The sequence below is a fragment of the Roseobacter sp. FCG-D35 genome, from assembly GCF_033436665.1.
GTDB lineage: Bacteria > Pseudomonadota > Alphaproteobacteria > Rhodobacterales > Rhodobacteraceae > JAWQFO01.
On sequence record NZ_JAWQFO010000002.1, the window covers coordinates 210,040 to 228,054 of the forward strand.

The window sequence follows — 18,015 nt, forward strand, 5'->3', positions numbered from 1 at the left end:
AGTCCGGGGCGGCCCGATTTCGTGGCGATCATTACTGCGTCGTCGTCGGCTCCGAGAGCTTCTCCATTACCTTGTCGAGGCTGAAAGACGCTGCCTCCTGACGCGGCGGGTACTCCTGGAATGTCTCCAAAAACTGCGCGACGTACTGCTGCGCCGGAACTAGCATGAACGCGCGGTCGAGCATCCAGTCATAGTAGGTGTTCGACGTGCGATATGCGCGCTCGTAGGGGTCGCGGCGCAGGTTGAAGATCAACGGCGTTCGCAGCGGCGTGAGCGGTTCGATCCACGCGCGCAGGGTCGCCCATTCCTTCTGCTCCAGGAAGGTGATCTTCCAGTCGGCGTAACGCAGCGCCATCAGATCGCCGTCATCCGAGAAGTAGAAAATCTCCTTGCGGGGGCTTTCGTCGGTCTCGCCGGTCAGCATCGGAAGGATGTTGTAGCCATCGAGATGTACGCGGTAGTCACGGCCTTCGCCGACTTCGGCCACCGTGATGCCGTCAAGCAGGTCTTCCTTGATGGTCGTGTTGCCCGCGGCAGCGAGGAAGGTCGGCAGCCAGTCCATATGGTGCACGATCTCGTTGCTGATCGTGTCCTCCGGAATCTTGCCGGGCCAGCGCACCATCGCCGGGACGCGCCATGCACCTTCCCAGTTGGTGTTCTTCTCACTCCAAAACGGCGTCATCGCCGCGTCCGGCCAGGTGTTCATGTGCGGGCCGTTGTCGGTCGAGTAAAACACAATGGTGTTGTCCTCGATGCCAAGCTCTTCGAGCTTGTCGAGGAACATGCCGATGTGCATGTCGTGCTGGATCATGCCGGCCTGGTATTCGCTGAGGCTGCGCCCGGCGATTTCATTGGCCTGCTGGCGGAAATCATCCGCGACGTGGGTGCGGAAGTGCATCCGCGTCCCGCTCCACCAGACGAACCAGGGTGTGCCCTCGTTGGTTTTGCGCTCGATGAAGTCGATGGCCGCGGCCGCGGTTTCGTCGTCCACCGTTTCCATGCGCTGGCGCGTCAGCGGACCGGTGTCCTCGATTTCCCCGTCCGCGGACGAGCGGATAACGCCGCGCGGGCCGAAGCGCTCGCGGAAGGTCTCGCCGCCCGGGAGCACGAGATCGTTCGGATAGTCCTCGTTCTCCGGTTCTTCCTCGGCGTTGAGGTGGTAGAGGTTGCCGAAGAACTCGTCGAAGCCGTGGTTGGTCGGCAGGTGCTCGTCACGGTCGCCGAGGTGGTTCTTGCCGAACTGGCCGGTGTCGTAGCCTTCCGCTTTCAGCAGGCCGGCGATGGTCGGATCCTCGACCTGCATGCCCTCTTCGGCACCGGGCAGACCGACCTTCGACAGGCCGGTGCGGAATACCGACTGTCCCATGATGAAGGAGGACCGGCCCGCGGTGCACGACTGTTCGCCGTAGTAATCGGTGAACATCATGCCTTCGGCTGCGATGCTGTCGATATTGGGTGTTTCGTAGCCCATCAGGCCCATCGTGTAGGCCGAGATGTTCGACTGGCCGATGTCGTCGCCCCAGATCACCAGGATGTTCGGCTTGTCGCTGCTGCCGCCTTCGGCAGCCTGTTCCGTGCCGGCGTCCGTCTCTTCAGTGGTCGTGTCCTGAGCGAACGCCGTACCACTGGCAAAAGCAAGAACGAGGGCGGCAAGGCCCGCCCGTCTTGCGTGTCGTAATTCGATTATCATGAAGTTGCTCCCTGCTTGAGGACATCCGCCCCGTACCGACGGTTGAATCAGTTCCAGCCGCCTCACAGAGGGATACTAGTGCATCGTGACCCCGCGTCATGCCATCTTCAACCCAAATTTTCGCGCGCGGTCATGTGTCTGGTATTGGCGGGCTGTAATACCCGCGTGACACTTCGATTCGCGTTCCGGATAAGCGTGCCAACGGCCGGAAAACCGCGTCGCTGCGGCACCGCCGTCGCGGGGCCTTGGTGATGCCCGGCAAGATTTAGCGCTAGAATTCTGCAAGTTGCCCGGCCGATGCGGGGCGAGAGCAGGTCGGCTGGGGTGCGCAGACTTCCGCGTCGTACCCCGGCACACACGGCTTGGCGGCGTTGGGGGGCAAGGTCATGCGGCCTGTCCTTCGCAACTGCGCGCAACAGGCGTTCCCGTTCGGCGGCCGGGTGCCACGCGCCGTTGCGCGAGGGTCAGGCGCGCGCGGCGGGCCGTCCCGCCAAAGGTCCGAGTTCGGGGTGGTATCGTCGCGCTCTGGTTGCATTGCGTCACTAGTGCGTCGTGTCGTGACCAGACCGCGACATACGAGGCCGTGGCGACCCGAACGGTCGACCACAGCCTGCCGAGCGGGTGCAACGGGCGCGACGGCACGGCCTGTAGGCCCGGCCCATAGGTGTCCTCGCCCCGTCCCGCATCGCCGGCGTTGCGGGACATCAAAATTTCTTTTGGCCACCGGCGTTTGAAAGTTGTGACCAGAAATGCGACACTTTGAACGTGACCGGGCGGCAGACCCGGCGGGATCCCGAAAGTGCGCGGCGCACCGCGCAGCCGGAAACGGGCCGCTCTGGGCGGCCGGATGCAGGAGGGAAGATGTTCAGCAAGATTGCCGTACCCGTGGATCTGGCGCATGAGGCCGGGCTCGCGAAGGCGCTCAAGGCCGCATTCGAACTGGCTAGGGCCGGAGGAGCCGAAATCTGTTTCGTCGGCGTGACGGCCACGACGCCGGGCGCGGTTGCCCGGACACCGGAGGAATTCAAGAGAAAGCTTGCGGATTTCGCCGCGGCGCAGGGCGATGCCGCCGGCGTTTCCACCTCCGCGCACACGATCCTGAGCCATGACCCGTCGGTGCAGATGGATCGCGAGCTAGAGAAAGCGATTGCCGATATCGGTGCGGATCTGGTCGTGATGGCGACACACTTACCCAACGTCAGCGATTATGTCTGGTCCGGGCACGGCGCTCATGTCGCAGCCCACAGCAAGGCGTCCGTGCTGCTCGTGCGGGACTGAGGTCCGCGCTCCGGCGAACCATCAGAACAGGAAAGGAGGCCAAATGGCCGAACAGACACCTGAAATGGAGGGGCTCGAGGGAATTCCCAGCCCCGATGGCACCGTTCAGCTCATAGAGACCGAGTATGAGGTCGGGCAGGACAACGTCGAAGGCACCGTCGGTCCCTTCGGCTTCGACATCCACAATCCCGTCTTCCTGATCTCCGGCGCGACTATCGTTGCCTTCGTCTTCTACACGCTCGCGCTCCCCGAGCAGTCCGGCGCGCTTTTTGGCTGGCTCTTCGGCGCGGTCACCAAGGGATTCGACTGGTTCTTCCTCGGAGCGGCCAACATCTTCGTGCTGTTCTGCCTCGTGCTGATCGTGACGCCCTGGGGCAGCGTGCGTCTCGGCGGAACCGAGGCGGTGCCGGACTACAGCTACATCGGCTGGTTCGCGATGCTCTTTGCCGCCGGCATGGGCATCGGCCTGATGTTCTACGGCGTCTCCGAGCCGATGAGCCACTTCTCGTCCGCGATGGCCGGTGTCACCGAGGAGAACGGCGTTCGAACCGACTGGGCGCCGCTGGGTGGTGCCGCCGGTGATGCGGATGCGGCGGTCAGGCTGGGCATGGCGGCGACGATCTTCCACTGGGGTCTGCATCCGTGGGCGATCTATGCGGTGGTGGCACTGTCACTGGCGCTTTTCACCTACAACAAGGGTCTGCCGCTGACGATCCGTTCGGCCTTCTACCCGATCTTCGGAGATGCGGTCTGGGGCTGGGCGGGCCACGTCATCGACATCCTCGCGGTCTTCGCCACGCTCTTCGGCCTCGCAACCTCGCTGGGCTTTGGTGCCACGCAGGCCAATGCGGGTCTCAATGAACTCTTCGGCCTGCCAATCGGCTCGACGACCGAGGTCATCCTGATTTCGGCCATCACCGCGGTGGCGCTGGTCTCGGTCATGCGCGGCCTCGACGGTGGTGTGAAGGTGCTGTCCGAGATCAACATGGGGCTGGCCTTCCTGTTGCTTCTGTTCGTGCTGCTGGTCGGACCGACCGTCTACCTGATCCAACTCTTCTTCGGGTCGCTTGTGGCCTATCTCGAGTACCTGCCGGCGCTGTCGAACCCGATCGGGCGCGAGGACACCAACTTCAGCCAGGGCTGGACCGCCTTCTACTGGGCCTGGTGGATCAGTTGGTCGCCCTTCGTGGGCATGTTCATAGCCCGCGTCAGCCGTGGCCGCACGGTGCGCGAGTTCGTGATCTGCGTACTGCTGATCCCGTCGCTGGTCTGCGTGCTCTGGATGTCGGTATTTGGCGGAACGGCGCTGCACCAGGTCATCACCGACGGCTATACCGAGGCGCAGGACGCGGCGCTCGAGCTCAAGCTCTTCAAGATGCTCGACGTCATGCCGCTGGCCGGGATCACCTCACTGGTGGGCATCATCCTTGTGGTGGTGTTCTTCGTGACGTCGTCGGATTCGGGCTCGCTGGTGATCGACACGATCACCGCCGGCGGCAAGATCGACGCGCCGGTGCCGCAGCGGGCCTTTTGGTGCATCTTCGAAGGCGCCGTGGCGATCGTACTGCTGCTCAGCGTCGGCGGATTGCAGTCATTGCAGTCGATGGTCATCTCGACCGGGCTGCCCTTCACCATCGTGCTGCTGCTGATGTGCTTTGCCATCGCAAAGGGTCTGTCCTCGGAACGGCAGGCGATGAAATAGGCGAGACCGCGGGAGCCGCTCTGGCGGCTTCCGCACTTTAACTTCCGGTCAGTCAGGAGAGGTCCGGCGACCAGGTGCGGCGGAACCGCGCCGGTGTAATGCCGAGACGGCGCGTGAAGGCGCGTTCAAAGGCGCTCGCCTCCGAATAGCCGAGCCGCTCGGCGATCTCGGGGATCGGTAGCGGCGTCTGGCGCAGCAGAAGCCGCGCATGACCCTCGCGGCAATCCGCCAACAACTCGGCAAAGCCCGTGCCCTCGTCTTCGAGCCGCCGCCGCAGGGTACGGCGCGACATGCCGAGGGCCTGAGCGATGTGGGTCTGATCGAGCGCATCGGTGCCGAGTGTCATCGCGATCAGGCGACGCACGCGGGTGCGCAACGCCGCGGAGCGTTCCGAGGCCAGCGCTTGGCGTGTCAGGTCCGAGGCAGCCCGGCGGAATCGATCCGGCGCGCATCCCGGCATCGGCCGGTCCAGCAGGGATGTCGGGAAGCTGATGAAATTTTTCGGCGCAAGATAGCTGATCCGGCAGTGCGGGCTGAGCTGTGCCACCCGGTCCGCGCCGTTGGGCGCATGTTCGAACCCCATGGCCAGCGGCTGCCAACCGGGTCCGGCGACGCGGGCGATCATCGTGCGGAACACGCCGATGGTCAGTTCCGCATCCTGGTCGCGCGGCCAGATGTCGGGGTCAAGAATCCGGTAGGACAAGGTCGCCTCGTCGTCCTGCAGCTCGAGGCGAAGTTCGGTATCGCTCTGCACCGAGGCGAAGGCCTGCTCGACAAGACGCAGTGCCGCGCCGAGCGTCGGGGCGGCCAGCGCCGCCCGACCGACGTCGCCGATATTGGCGAAATCGAACCGCGATCCGACAAGGCGGCCGAAATGCGGGGCGTGCAACCGTTGCGACGCCATCTGGTTGAAGGTGACGAAAGAGGTCAGCGGCAGCGTCGACACCCCGGTCGCGACGTCCGGTGCAGCGATCCTGCCGGCAACGCAGACCTCGCGCATGTCCCCCCCGAGTTCTCGAATCACGGAAAAGGGATCGCGCATCGCGGAGGCGACGATCTGGGCGGCTTGAACCATGTGGACATGACCCTGGCTGCAACTGTCGCCCAGCTTAGCACCGGTTTCGGCCATGACGGAAGCGTCCCCGGGCCCGACGGGGCGCGTGTGGTCCAGTTTGTCCGGAATTGTCGGATTGCCTGACGCGGCGTCGTCCTAGCCTGAGACGATGGGTGGGATCGCGAGAACAGACAGGTGTGACATCGCCATCGCGGGCGGCGGCCCGGCGGGCGCGCTGGCCGCGATTCTGTTGCAGCGCGCAGGCGCGCGCGTGGCGCTGGTCGATGCGGGCACCGGCACGGACCGTCTCGAAGGCGCGGCTCCGCGGCTGGTCGCTGCCTTGAGAGCCCAGAGGATCGGGATCGCCGGCCTCGGACCCTTGCTGCCACGCCGGGCGCGCTGGGGTGATCTGGCCGAGGTGCCGAACCGCGAACACGCGCTGCGCCGCCCGGCCTTCGATGCGGGTTTGCGGGCGCAGGCGGCGGATGAGGGGGTCCACCTCGTCGCGGGCACGGTGCGCCGCGTGTCGCCGGGCCGGATCGAGATCGTGGATCGACCTTCGATCACCGCCGGTCTGGTCTTCGAAGCGCGCGGACGGCGCGCGCCTGCAGGCCCGGCGCATCTGCGCGGCCCAGCCAGCATCACCATCGGCGGCTGGGGCGCGCCTTGCGACGGCGCCGAGGTCGTGGCGGGCGCGCACGGCTGGCGCTGGAGCATCGGCGCGGATGGCCCGAGCTGGCGACAGGCGACGCTGTCGGCTCGGGCGCTGCGCACGGGGCTTGCGGAGGCCTGGGGACGGCTCTGGGACCTGCCGTTGCCGCAAGACCCTCACGTTCACGCTTCCGAGTTGCGCCTGACCGCGCCGGACCTCGACCCGGCGCTTCCGCGCCTAGGCGATGCGGCGGTGGCGATGGATCCGCTGTCGGGCCACGGTCTGTTCTGGGCGCTGGCCTCGGCGCTGCAGGCGGTGCCTCTCGCTCGCGCGCTGTTCGACGGAGCGGCGCAACTGGCCGGTGATTTCTACCGGGACCGGGTCGCGGGCACCTTCTGGCGGCAGGCCCGCGTCGGACGCGACTTCTACCGGCTGGCGAACCTCGACACGCCGTTCTGGACCGAGCGCCGAGGCTGGCCCGACGACCTCGCCGCCGAAACCCCTGCGCCGGAAACGGTGCGGATCACGCCGCGCGTCATCGTCCGCGACGGACGGCTGGCGCGGGCCGAGGTGCTGGTAACGCCGCAGGAGCCCGATGGCGTCGCCTTCGTCCACGATGTCGAGATCGCGCCGATCCTGTCGCGGCTCGGCGCCGCCCCGCTTCCGGACCGCGCGGATTTTGCCGCGCGCATCCTGCCGCATGTTCCGCCCGACCGGGCGGGACGGGTTCACGACTGGCTGACAAGCCGCGGCATCGCGACCGCGGACCGGCCGTTACACAAGGAGGTTCTCCAATGACACGACTGACCGGCATCGCGGCCCTGGCGGCGGCGACGGCCCTGACCGGAGCGGCGGCTTCCGCCGACGAGGCGCTGCTCGAGGCGTCCTGCGGCGGTTGCCACGCCGTGACTGACAGCGGACTGAGCCGCATCGCGGGCCAGCGCAAGACGCCCGAGGGCTGGCTGATGACAATCGTGCGCATGCGCATCGCCCATGACGTCGACATCTCGGAGGCCGATCAGAGCGCGCTGGTCAGCTACCTGTCGGACACGCAGGGCATGGCGCCCTCGGAGACGGCGGACTGGCGCTATGCGCTGCAGAAAGACCCCGCGCATGTCGAGCAGAGCGAGGAGCCGATGGCCTCGATGTGCGGGCGTTGCCACACGGTGGCGCGCGCGGCGCTGCAACGTCGCACGGCGGACGAGTGGATGACGCACATGCATTTCCACGTCGGCCAGTTTCCGACGATCGAGTACCAGGCGCTGGGCCGCGACCGCGAGTGGTTCAGGATCGCGACCGAGGAGATCGCGCCCTACCTCGCCGAGACCTATCCGCTGGAAACCGAGGCCTGGAGCGCTTGGCAGGCCGCGGAGAAACCGCAGGTCGCCGGCGACTGGGTGGTGCTGACCGACCTGCCGGAACATGGCGCGGTCTACGGCGTGCTCAGCGTGTCGGGCGACGCCTCGCCCTATGCGTTGTCGGGATCGCTGACCGCGCAGGACGGCAGCAGCGTCGATGTCGGCGGGCAGATGAACCTCTACACCGGGTATGAATGGCGCGGCAGCGTGACCATCGACGGCACCGCATACCGTCAGGTACTGGCGGTCTCCGAGGACGGATCACGGCTCGAGGGCCGGCAATTCCGGACCGACGACGACAGCCTGGGCGGCATGTTGAGCGGCGCGAAGGCCGGTGGCGATCCGGTGCTGCTGGGCGTCGTGCCCGAAGCAGCCGCGCCGGGAACGGTGACGGCGCAGGCGGTGGGCGTGGGCCTGGATGACCTTGGCGCAGGCAGCACCGAGGCCAATGCCGCCGGCGCCACCGTGACGCTCGAAGGGGCCGCGGGCGAGGTGGCGACCCTGGCCGCTGGTGGCGATGAGGCGACGGTCGCCTTTTTCGACGCCGTCGACCGGCTCACGGTCGAGCCTGCGTTCACCATCGCCCGTGTCGGCGGCGGATCGGACGTCGGCCCCGCGCCGGTACCCGCCCAGTTCAAGGCGATCGGCTGGTGGAACGGCCCCGACGGCCAGCCGGAGACCGAGGACGACATCCGCGTGGGCGCGCTCGACGCGGACTGGTCCGTGGAGAACCACAACGAGATGGCCGCGCAGATGGAGGACGCGAAATTTGCCGGGACCATCGAGGCCAACGGCATCTTCATGCCCGCCGTGGCGGGCCCCAACCCCGAGCGTCCGTTCTCGACCAACAACGCGGGTGATCTGAAAATCGTCGCGGAAGCCGGCGGGCAGAGTGGCGAGGCGCAGCTGATCGTGACGGTCCAGCGCTTCATCGACCCGCCCATCCGCTGAGGAGGACCAAAATGGGATATCTGCATTTCCAACCCCAGAACGCCCACAGGGTCCGGGTGGAGGAGCGCGACATGCTCTTCCACGTGCCGACGACGTCGCTTTTCGAGCTCGACGCGCTCGACGGCGAGGTGCTGGGATTTCTGGCCGAGAAGGGTCAGGTGGCCGAAGCCGACGTGCGCGACCGCTTCGCCGGGCGCGACCCTGCCGATGTGGCCGAAAAGCTTCGCGGGCTGCTTGATCTCGAGATCGTCACCGATGGCGGGCCGCCGAAAGCCGAACGGCCCGCGATCCGGATCGAGAACTTCCCGCTCTCGACCATCGTGCTCAACGTCAACACCGGCTGCAACCTGGCCTGCTCCTATTGCTACAAGGAGGATCTCGACACGCCGAGCAAGGGCCGGAAGATGGCCTTCGACACAGCGGTCAAGAGCATCGATCTGCTGCTAAAGGAAAGCCCGGACCGCGACAGCTACAACATCGTCTTTTTCGGTGGCGAGCCGCTGTCGAACCTGCCGCTGATCAAGGACGTCGTGGCCCATGCCGAACCGCGCTTTGCCGCGCTGGGCAAGGAGGTGAGCTTTACCCTGACTACCAACGCGACGCTTCTGAACGAGGGGCTCGTCGACTGGCTCGACGCGCATCGCTTCGGCCTGACGGTCTCGATGGACGGTCCCAAGGCGCTTCACGACCTCAACCGCAAGACGGTCGGCGGCAAGGGGTCCTATGACGCGGTCGCAGCCAAGGCGCGGATGCTTCTGGCGCGCTACCGCTCGCGCCCGGTGGGTGCGCGGGTGACGCTGACGGCGGGGGTCACGGCGGTCGAAGAAATCTGGGATCACCTCAAGAACGATATCGGTTTCGCCGAAGTCGGGTTCTCGCCGGTGACCTCCGGCGACATGACCGCCTTCAATCTCGACGGCACGGAACTGCTGGAGGTGTTCGAGGGCATGAAGTCACTCGGGCGGCGCTATCACCGTGAGGCGCTGGAGGGGCGCAACATCGGCTTTTCCAACATGCACCAGCTGATGCAGGACCTCTGGGAAGGCCGGTCCAAGGCGCTGCCTTGCGGGGCGGGCGTCGGTATGCTTGCCGTCGATCACGAGGGCACGCTCAACCTCTGCCACCGTTTCACCGGCTCCGAGATGGAGACCTACGGCACGGTCGACAGCGGGGTGAAACGCAAGGAACTGTCGAGCTTTCTCGAAAGCAGGCTCGACCGGACCGACAAGGGCTGCGCGACCTGCCGCATCCGCAATCTCTGTGCGGGCGGCTGCTACCACGAAAGCTATGCGCATTTCTCCGACCCGCTGATGCCGGCCTACCACTATTGCGACCTGATGCGGGACTGGGTCGATTTCGGGATCGGGGTCTACGGCGACCTGATCGCGACGAACCCGTCCTATTTCCACGATCACATCGCGCCGAGGAGGGCGAACAACAAATGAAACCGATGAACCAGAAGGCCGCGCGTACGCTGCAGGCCGCGTCCGAGGACAAGATGGACGAGGTCCGCGCGATGCAGACCGTCACGGCGGGCTGTTCGACCACCTTCGATCCGGGTTGGGAGGTCGATCCCTTCGGTGGGGTCGCCGCACTCTGCCAGCCGATGGAGGCGGATCTTTACGGCTGCTCGGACCCCTGCTGGTGGCCCGCGCAGGTGCCCGACACGATGGTCACCTACCCCGATTGGAGCGCCGATGCCCCGAACGCCGCCGACGACTGGCGTTCGCTCGGCACCGTGTTCCCGAAAGACGCCAACACGTGAGGATGCCATGAGACAGCTCAGTATTCTGGCGGCCGTCCTGCTGGCCGCAGCACCCGCAGGCGCCAAGGACCTGCTGGTCACCATCGCCAAGCCCGGCAACCTCTACGTCTTCGACGCGGCGGCCCGGGAGCTGGTCAAGGACTGCCCGCTCGAGGTCGAGATGAGCCCGGCGGTCATCCAGATGTCGCCTGACGGCACGGTGGCCTACGCGCTGGTCAATCGCTGGGAGGACGTGATCGGCGTGAACATCGAGACCTGCGAGCGGGTCTTTTACGCCGCCCAGTCCGAGGCGGATATCAAGCGCCGCTCGATCGCCTCGCTGGCGGTGTCGCCGGACGGGGCCGAAGTCTACACGATCCGCAATCCCGTGAAGCACCACTCGGACCGCTACGAGGTCATGGAGCCGGAGTTCGCCGTTTTCGACACGAGCTCTGGAACCGAGGCGCAGCCGGTGCGGACCTATCCCGCGCCGCGGCGCTCGACGGTGATGCAGACCGGCGACGACGGCACGGTCTATGTGGGCGGGCATGACATCTACGCCATCGACCCCGCCTCGGGCGCGGTCTCGGTCAAGATCCCGAACGCCTCGTGGGAGCGCGAGAAGTACAGCCCGCCCGACGTTCTGGCCTTCTGGCCGGTGGGAAAGCAGAACGACGAGTTCATGCTGATGTATACCGCCGCGGTCTTCGCCGATGATGCGATGACCGAGATCGCCGATTTCGTCTGGGGGTTCTCCTCGGTCGATCTGGAAAGCGGCGAGACCACGCTGCAGGATTTCGCCTCGCTCGAGGTGCTGATGTTCTCGGGCGTGCGTGATCCGAACGCGGAGAACCTGCTCTACGGCGTCTACACGCAGCTTTCGAAGCACGACGTGGAGACCCGCGAGCTGATCAAGCGCGTGGATCTGCCGCACACCTACTACGTCATCAACATCTCCTCGGACGGGCGCGAGCTCTATGTCGGCGGCACCAACGACGACATCGGCGTCTACGACGCCGAGACGCTCGAACGCATCGGCGAGATGCTCGTGCCCTCGGGCGGCGACATGGGCACCGCGACGATGCAGATCGTGCAGGCCGAGTGACGGCCGGCGCGAACATCGCAAACACGCGCGCGCGCCTTCCCGAACGGGTGGGCGCGCGGCTGTTCGACGACCGCTCCGCGCGCTGGCTCATGCCGGTGCTGCAGGTCCGGGGGCGGGTGATCGCACTGCTGTTCGGGCTGGGTCTCGTCGCGGCGGCAATGGCGTTGGCGCCGCCTTACCTGACCAAGCTGGTGATCGACGAGGGCCTGGTGGCGGGTGACCGGCAGGCGCTGATCCTTTGGTCGCTGGCGTTGCTCGGCGTGGGCTTTCTGAGCCTCGGGCTCGGCGCGTTCAATTCGCTCATCCACATGCGGGCGTCGGTCGCGATGCTGGCCGACCTGCGTGCGGCGCTGACACGCGCCGTGCTCGAACGCTCCCCCGGGTGGCGCGCGCAGCGGCGCACTGGCGAGATCCTCGCGCGCATCGACGGCGATGCCGGCGAAGTGCAGCAATTCGCCTTCAACGCGCTGCTCACCGGTTCTTCGAGCCTGCTGCGGCTGGTGGGCGGGGCGGTTATGCTCTTCGTGCTGAGCTGGAAACTGGCGCTTTTGGCCGTAGCCCTCGCGCCGCTGGAACTGGCGTTTTTCGCCTGGGCGCGACCGCGCACCGAGCGGCTGGCGCGCGAGACCCGCGAGGAACGCGGCCAGTTCGCCGGCAATGTGGCCGAGATGATCGCGGGTCTCGGCGCGATCCAGGCGGCACGGGCCGAAAGACCCGTCGCGGAAGGCATCGCGCGGCAGCAGGGACGGCTCAACGCGGCGCTCTTACGGGCGCAGGTCTGGGGCGAGGTCACGCGGGCCGTGCCGTCGAGCCTTGCCGCCCTTGTGCGGGCCGCGATTTTCCTCGTCGGCGGACTGATGGTGATCGGCGGCGACTGGCCGCTCGGGTCGCTGATTGCCTTTATCGCCTATCTCGGCTTCCTGACCGGGCCGATGCAGTCGCTGATCGGGCTGTGGCACGCGCAAGCGCGGGTGAAAGCGGCCCTCGACCGGTTGTCCGAGGTCATGACGTCGCACGAAGGCCCGCGCTGGTCCTCGAACCCTGTCTCCTTGCCCGAAGGTGGCGGCGAAATTCGCTACGACGCGGTCTGGGCGGGCGCCGAGGGGCAGGCGATCGTGCAGGACGTGAGCTTCGAGGTCCCCGCCGGTGCCAAGGTCCGGCTGGCCGGGCCGAGCGGGATCGGCAAGTCGTCGCTGCTGGCGCTGCTGCAACGTCACGGCGACCCGCTCTCGGGTCGCATCCTGCTTGACGGTCAGGACATCCGCAGCCTTGCGCGCGCCGACCTGCGCGGCGCGGTTGCGCTCGTTCCGCAACGCCCTTTCCTGATGCGCGGAACGGTGGCCGAGAACCTGTCGCTGTCGGCCCCGGATACGGGTCGCGATGCAACGCAGGCGATACTCGACGCGCTGGAACTCACGGACCGCTTCGTCCCTCACGGCGGGCTCGATGCGGCGCTGGGCGAGGATGGGCTGACCCTTTCGGGCGGTGAACGCCAGCGGATCTGCCTCGGTCGCGCGCTGCTGCGGCCCTTCCGGGTGCTGGTGCTGGACGAGGCCCTGTCCGAGGTCGATGCCGAGACCTGCACGAGGATCCTGCGCTTCGTCGACACGCATTTTGCGGATCGGACACGCCTCATCGTGACCCACGGCAATGCCGTAGCATTTGGTCGTTTCGACACCACCGTGGATGTCTCGCAACGGCGGGTGCAATGACGCTCGTGGCGCTGATCGACGGCCCGCTGGCGCAAGATCACCCGGCGCTGATGCAGAGGATCGAGGTCGTGCCTTCGGCCGTCGAGGACAGTCCCGCAGGGCGACATGCGGCGGCAATGGCAGAAACGATCCTGACTGCGGCGGCGCCGACACGATTTCTCAGCCTGCCGGTCTTTCCCGGTGCGTTGTCGGCGAAGGTGACGCATCTGGTCCGCGCTCTGGAGGCTGCCGAGGAAAGCGCGGCTCCGATCGTGCATTGCTCGCTGGGCCTCGCGCGCGACGATCCGTCGGTGAGCAAGGTCGTGGCGCGGCTGGTCGCGTCCGGGCGTCACGTCGTTGCGGCGGCGGCGGCGCGGGGCGGCCCGGTCTGGCCTGCGGCGCTTCCGGGGGTGATCTCGGTCCAGGGCGATGCGCGCTGCGGTGCCGCCGACTGGTCCTTGCTCGATCTGTCGACCGCCCGCTACGGGGCTGCGCCGCGACATCCGACCGATCCGGCGATCGCCGGGGCCAGCGTGGCGGCCGCGCAGATGACCGGGCTCCTCGCCGCGATGCTGGCAGACGGAGAAACCGACCCGGAGCGCGTCTTGGCCGAAAGGGCTGCATTCAGGGGACGCGAGCGGCGAACCGGCTGACCATTCAGGCGTCGTAGCCGAGCAGGCGCGGCAGGAAGAGCACGATACCTGGGAACAGGATCATCGCCAGCAGGGCCAGGATCAGCACAACGACGAAGGGCCAGACCTCGCGGATGATCTCGACCAGCGGGATCCGGGTCACGCCGTTGATCACGAAAAGCAGGATGCCGTAGGGCGGCGTGATTAGGCCGATCATGCAGTTAACCACGGCCACCACCCCGAAATGCACGAGGTCGATGCCAAGCTCGCGGCAGGTCGGCAGGAACAGCGGGATGATCACGAGGATGAGTGTCGTAGCATCCAGCAGGCAGCCCAGCAGCAGCAGGATCAGGTTGACGCAGAGCAGGAACGCCAGCGGGTCGATCTCGAGCCCGAGCATCACCTGGGCCATCATCGCGGGGATGTTCTCGGACGCCACGATGTAGTTCAGGATCAGCGCACCGCCGATGACGATCCCGACCGCGGCCGAGGATCGCGCGCTTTCGACGAGGATCCCGTAAAGCCCGCGCAGGCTGAGGGCGCGGTAGAAGAGGGCGGCAAGTAGCAGCGCATAGGCGGCGGCCACGGCGGCGGCCTCGGTCGGCGTGGTGACGCCGCCGTAGATGCCGTAGAGCAGGATCGCGGGCATCAGCAGGGCCGGAAAGGCGGTGAAGAACTGTCCAGGCAGGGCCGACAGCGGCACCGGCTCTTCCAGCCCGAAGCCGCGCCGGCGCGAGATCATGGCGTTCATCGCCATCAGCACGGCGCCCATCAGCAGGCCCGGAACGATCCCGCCGAGAAAGAGGTAGCCGATCGAGGACCCGGAGACGAGCGCGTAGAGGACCATCGGTATCGAGGGCGGGATGATCGGGCCGATGGTGGCCGATGCGGCGGTGATCGCGGCGGCATAGCCCGGCGGGTAGTGGCCCGAGCGGGTCATCATGCCGATGATGATCTTGCCGATGCCTGCGGCGTCGGCCACCGCCGAGCCGGACATGCCCGAAAAGATCAGCGAGGCCACGACGTTGACATGGCCCAGCCCGCCGCGAAACCGCCCGACGAGCGCGACGCAGAAGTTCAGCAGCCGGTCCGAGATTGTACCGGCATTCATGATGTTGGCGGCGACGATGAAGAGCGGCACGGCCAGCAGGATGAAGCTGTTGTAAAGCCCGTCCATCAGCGTCTTGCCGGCGACGCCGACACTTTGTCCGGCGGCGAAGAGGTAGACGAAAGAGGCGATCAGGATCGCGTAGGCGATGGGCGCGCCGATCCCGGCCAGCAGAAACAGCGTGCCGATGCAGTAGAGGAATTCGGCACTCATTCGTCGAGACGCCCGTCGCTGTGGGGCTCGTGTTCCTCCGCGCCATGCCGCCAGACGTATCCGGCACGCCAGGCGTAGCGCAGGGCGACGACGATCAGGAACAGTGCGTAGATCGCGTAGATGTGGCGCATCCGGATCCAGTCTCCGAACAACTGCGACAGGGTGGCGGTTTTCTTGAGGCGCAGGATGGCGAAGCGCGACCATGTGGGTTCGAGCGACCAGAGCAGGCCGATGCAGATGACCACCGCTCCGATGATCGCGAACCACCGGCGGGTGGCCGGGCGCACATGGTTGTAGAGCACGTCGAAGGTGACGTGATCGCGTTCGCGGACGATGAAGGCGTTGCCCCAGAACACCAGCCAGACCCAGAGCGCGAGGCAGAATTCAAGCGTCCAGCCGTAGCGGGTGGGATCGAGCAGCGGTAGGCGTTCCGCGATGCCGGGAATGCGCGCGGTGTAGCGCACCGCGATCTGCAGGATGAAGGTGAGGAACATGGCGGCCATCATCGCGGCCGCCACGCTTTCCGTGGCGCGGGACATCCATCGCAGAGTCTGCTTCATACGGGTGCCCCGCGCGCGCGATCAGTTGCCGAGCGCGTTGACCTGTTCCAGCACGCCTTCGGGCCAGGAGGCGGCGAACTCCGAGTCCTGGTAGACGCCCTGCACGTGCGTGCGGAACGCGGCGACGTCGGGCTCGTAGATTTCCAGCCCCTGTTCCTCGAGGAACGAGACCAGCTCTTCTTCCTTTTGCAACTGGGCCTGCCGGGCACTTTCGGCAGCATCGGTCGCGGCCTGCTGGACGACACCTTGCTGCTCTTCGCTCAGCCCGTCCCAGACCGCCTTCGAAAACGCGATGTAGTTGAGATCGACGAGATGCGCGGTCAGCGCGATCTGCTGGGTCACCTCGTAGAACTTGGAATCCACGACCGTCGGCAGCGGGTTGTCCTGCCCGTCGACCGAGCCGGTCTGAAGCGCAGTGTAGACTTCCGTGAAGGCCAGCGGCGTTGGGTTCGCGCCGAGCGCCTGGCCAAGGAACTGCCAGGCGTCCGTGCCGGGCATCCGCAGGTTCACGCCCGAGAGGTCGTCGGGCGTCGTCACGGTCAGCTCGTCCTTAGACTGGCGCAGGTTCACGTGGCGCTTGCCGAGATACATGACCGCAAGCAGCTTGACGCCGAGCTCGTCCTCGACGGTCTGCTTGAACGGGTCCATCAGCGGATTGTTGAAGACGGCGACCTGATGCTCGGCGGACTGGTGGACGTAGCCGGTCGCGAAGATCGAGAATTCGGGGAAAAAGGTCGCAAGCTCCTGTGCCGAGGTGATCGACATCTCCAGATCGCCGTTGGCGATGCCTTCGAGCTCAGACCCCTGCGCCACGAGCGAGGCGTTGTAATGCGGCTCGTAACTCGCGAAATCCGATACCGCAGGGCCGAAGACCTCCGCGAGCGCGATCGAGCGCTGGTCTGTGTCCGTGGCCGGTGTCGACAGGCGCAGCGTGACCTTGTCCTGCGCGACGGCCGGAGCGACGGCGAGCGCAAGGCTGGCGGCAGCCGCGAGAAGCACGCCGCGGCGTGCGAGGGCGATAGGCATGGTGATCCTCCCTGATCTGTTCCGGGCAGCCCTCCGGCACGCCCGCGGTGCCGTTATACCGCAGTTTGCACCGCTCTCAACCGCGCGCGACGCGGGCGGGTAGGCTGCGACGGCCGAGAACGTCCTTGCGTCACGGCGGCCGCTGGCGGAAGAACGGGGCACGCTCCGCGGCGCCAAGATCGCGGCGAAAAGGGGAGACGATAGGTATGGCAGGGATCGCTGTTGCCGGTGCAGGTCTGATCGGAACCCGGCATCTTGCCGCGCTGCGTGCGGCGGGTCTTGCGATCCATTCGGTGATCGACCCGCTGCCCGAAACCGCCGAGGTGGCGCAGGCCTACGGCGTCGCGCACCACACCTCGCTTGCAGCGGCGCTCGCGGCCGGGCCATCCGGCGTGGTTCTGGCCACGCCCAACAGCCACCACAAAGACGGCGCGCTTGAGTGTATCGCGGCAGGCGTCCCGGTGCTGATCGAGAAACCCATCGCCACCGGTCTTGCCGACGCGCGCCGCATCGTCGAGGCCGGCGAGGCGGCGGGGGTCGCGGTTCTGACAGGTCATCACCGGCGACATCTGCCGGTGGTAAGTGCGGCGCGCGAGCGGATCGAACGCGGCGCTCTGGGGCGAATCGTGGCCGCGCACGCGATGTTCTGGCTGGCAAAGCCCGACAGTTACTTCGAGACGCCCTGGCGCCGGGCCGCCGGGGCCGGCCCGACCTTCATGAACCTGATCCACGACATCGACATGCTGCGGTTCCTGCTTGGCGACGTGGTTCAGGTGCAGGCTGTGCAGTCGAACGCGGTGCGGGGCAACCCGATCGAGGACGCCTGCGCGGCCGTCCTGACCTTCGAGGGCGGGGTGCTCTGCACCGTGCAGGCCTCGGATGCCATCGTCGCTCCCTGGTCCTACGAGTTGACCGCGCACGACAACCCGGCCTATCCGCCGACCGGCGAGAACGCGGTCTGGATCGGCGGCACCCACGCATCGCTTGCCCTGCCGCGCGGCGAGGAATGGAGTGACGGCGGCAAGCGCGACTGGTGGCAGCCGATCTCGCGCACGACGCTGCTGCGCGCGGCCGGCGACCCGCTGGTCGCACAGATGCAAAATTTCGCCGCTGTCATCCGCGGCGATGCCGCGCCGGTCTGCTCGGGACGCGACGGGATGGAATCGCTTGCAGTTCTGATCGCGATCAGGACTGCTGCCGCTACCGGCGGCGCGGTGGTGCCGGGCGAGGACGGATAAGAAAGGGGTTCAC

The 18,015-nt window shown here is 66.8% G+C and carries 15 protein-coding genes; 10 read left to right on the forward strand and 5 right to left on the reverse strand.

Annotated elements, in window-relative coordinates; genetic code table 11:
- Positions 1–31: 31 nt before the first annotated feature.
- Positions 32–1,690 carry an arylsulfatase gene (locus tag R5H30_RS05175; protein ID WP_318327001.1) on the reverse strand — a complete coding sequence of 553 codons (1,659 nt, stop codon included), beginning with the start codon at positions 1,688–1,690 and terminating at the stop codon, positions 32–34.
- A gap of 765 nt (positions 1,691–2,455) precedes the next feature.
- Here R5H30_RS05175 and R5H30_RS05180 point away from each other — a divergent pair.
- Together R5H30_RS05180 and R5H30_RS05185 are read left to right on the forward strand one after the other, a co-directional pair.
- Complete coding sequence (locus R5H30_RS05180) at positions 2,456–2,968, forward strand: universal stress protein (RefSeq protein WP_318327002.1); 513 nt, start codon at positions 2,456–2,458, stop codon at positions 2,966–2,968.
- 43 nt (positions 2,969–3,011) lie between these two features.
- Positions 3,012–4,670 carry a BCCT family transporter gene (locus tag R5H30_RS05185; protein ID WP_318327003.1) on the forward strand — a complete coding sequence of 553 codons (1,659 nt, stop codon included), beginning with the start codon at positions 3,012–3,014 and terminating at the stop codon, positions 4,668–4,670.
- A 52-nt stretch (positions 4,671–4,722) separates the two neighbouring features.
- On the opposite strand, the gene qhpR is transcribed toward R5H30_RS05185, so the two are convergent.
- Positions 4,723–5,799, reverse strand: a complete 1,077-nt coding sequence (qhpR, locus tag R5H30_RS05190) for an AraC-like transcriptional regulator QhpR (RefSeq protein WP_318327004.1) — start codon at positions 5,797–5,799, stop codon at positions 4,723–4,725.
- A gap of 94 nt (positions 5,800–5,893) precedes the next feature.
- Between qhpR and qhpG the strand changes: the two genes are divergently transcribed.
- Genes qhpG through R5H30_RS05225 form a run of 7 tightly spaced genes read left to right on the forward strand, consistent with a single transcriptional unit; the run spans position 5,894 to position 13,878 of the window.
- Positions 5,894–7,174, forward strand: coding sequence for a flavin-dependent monooxygenase QhpG (gene qhpG / locus R5H30_RS05195; protein ID WP_318327005.1), 1,281 nt, complete (start codon positions 5,894–5,896; stop codon positions 7,172–7,174).
- The gene (gene peaA / locus R5H30_RS05200) at positions 7,171–8,685 is read left to right on the forward strand and encodes a quinohemoprotein amine dehydrogenase subunit alpha (protein ID WP_318327006.1); all 1,515 of its coding nucleotides are present in this window, start codon (positions 7,171–7,173) and stop codon (positions 8,683–8,685) included. Before qhpG ends, peaA begins: the two co-directional genes overlap by 4 nt.
- An 11-nt stretch (positions 8,686–8,696) precedes the next feature.
- Complete coding sequence (gene peaB, locus R5H30_RS05205) at positions 8,697–10,130, forward strand: quinohemoprotein amine dehydrogenase maturation protein (RefSeq protein WP_318327007.1); 1,434 nt, start codon at positions 8,697–8,699, stop codon at positions 10,128–10,130.
- Positions 10,127–10,450, forward strand: a complete 324-nt coding sequence (gene qhpC / locus R5H30_RS05210) for a quinohemoprotein amine dehydrogenase subunit gamma (protein WP_318327008.1) — start codon at positions 10,127–10,129, stop codon at positions 10,448–10,450. The genes peaB and qhpC overlap by 4 nt, the downstream gene beginning before the upstream one ends.
- A gap of 7 nt (positions 10,451–10,457) precedes the next feature.
- The gene (gene peaD / locus R5H30_RS05215; RefSeq protein WP_318327009.1) at positions 10,458–11,534 is read left to right on the forward strand and encodes a quinohemoprotein amine dehydrogenase subunit beta; all 1,077 of its coding nucleotides are present in this window, start codon (positions 10,458–10,460) and stop codon (positions 11,532–11,534) included.
- On the forward strand, positions 11,531–13,246 hold the full coding sequence (locus tag R5H30_RS05220) for an ABC transporter ATP-binding protein (RefSeq protein WP_318327010.1): 1,716 nt from the start codon (positions 11,531–11,533) through the stop codon (positions 13,244–13,246). The genes peaD and R5H30_RS05220 overlap by 4 nt, the downstream gene beginning before the upstream one ends.
- A complete protein-coding gene (locus tag R5H30_RS05225) occupies positions 13,243–13,878 on the forward strand; it encodes a hypothetical protein (protein ID WP_318327011.1) in 636 nt (211 codons plus the stop codon). Before R5H30_RS05220 ends, R5H30_RS05225 begins: the two co-directional genes overlap by 4 nt.
- A gap of 4 nt (positions 13,879–13,882) precedes the next feature.
- Here the strand turns inward: R5H30_RS05225 and R5H30_RS05230 are convergent, their stop codons facing one another.
- From R5H30_RS05230 to dctP, 3 genes are read right to left on the reverse strand one after another with little or no spacing between them, the layout of a single operon-like run.
- Positions 13,883–15,178, reverse strand: a complete 1,296-nt coding sequence (locus tag R5H30_RS05230; protein ID WP_318327013.1) for a TRAP transporter large permease — start codon at positions 15,176–15,178, stop codon at positions 13,883–13,885.
- Positions 15,175–15,717, reverse strand: coding sequence for a TRAP transporter small permease (locus R5H30_RS05235; protein WP_318327014.1), 543 nt, complete (start codon positions 15,715–15,717; stop codon positions 15,175–15,177). Before R5H30_RS05235 ends, R5H30_RS05230 begins: the two co-directional genes overlap by 4 nt.
- A gap of 42 nt (positions 15,718–15,759) precedes the next feature.
- A complete protein-coding gene (gene dctP, locus R5H30_RS05240; RefSeq protein ID WP_318327015.1) occupies positions 15,760–16,764 on the reverse strand; it encodes a TRAP transporter substrate-binding protein DctP in 1,005 nt (334 codons plus the stop codon).
- Positions 16,765–16,970: 206 nt separating this feature from the next.
- Here dctP and R5H30_RS05245 point away from each other — a divergent pair, with 206 nt between their 5' ends.
- Positions 16,971–18,002 (forward strand): Gfo/Idh/MocA family protein, encoded by a 1,032-nt coding sequence (locus tag R5H30_RS05245; protein ID WP_318327016.1) that lies wholly within the window; start codon positions 16,971–16,973, stop codon positions 18,000–18,002.
- Positions 18,003–18,015 lie beyond the last annotated feature (13 nt).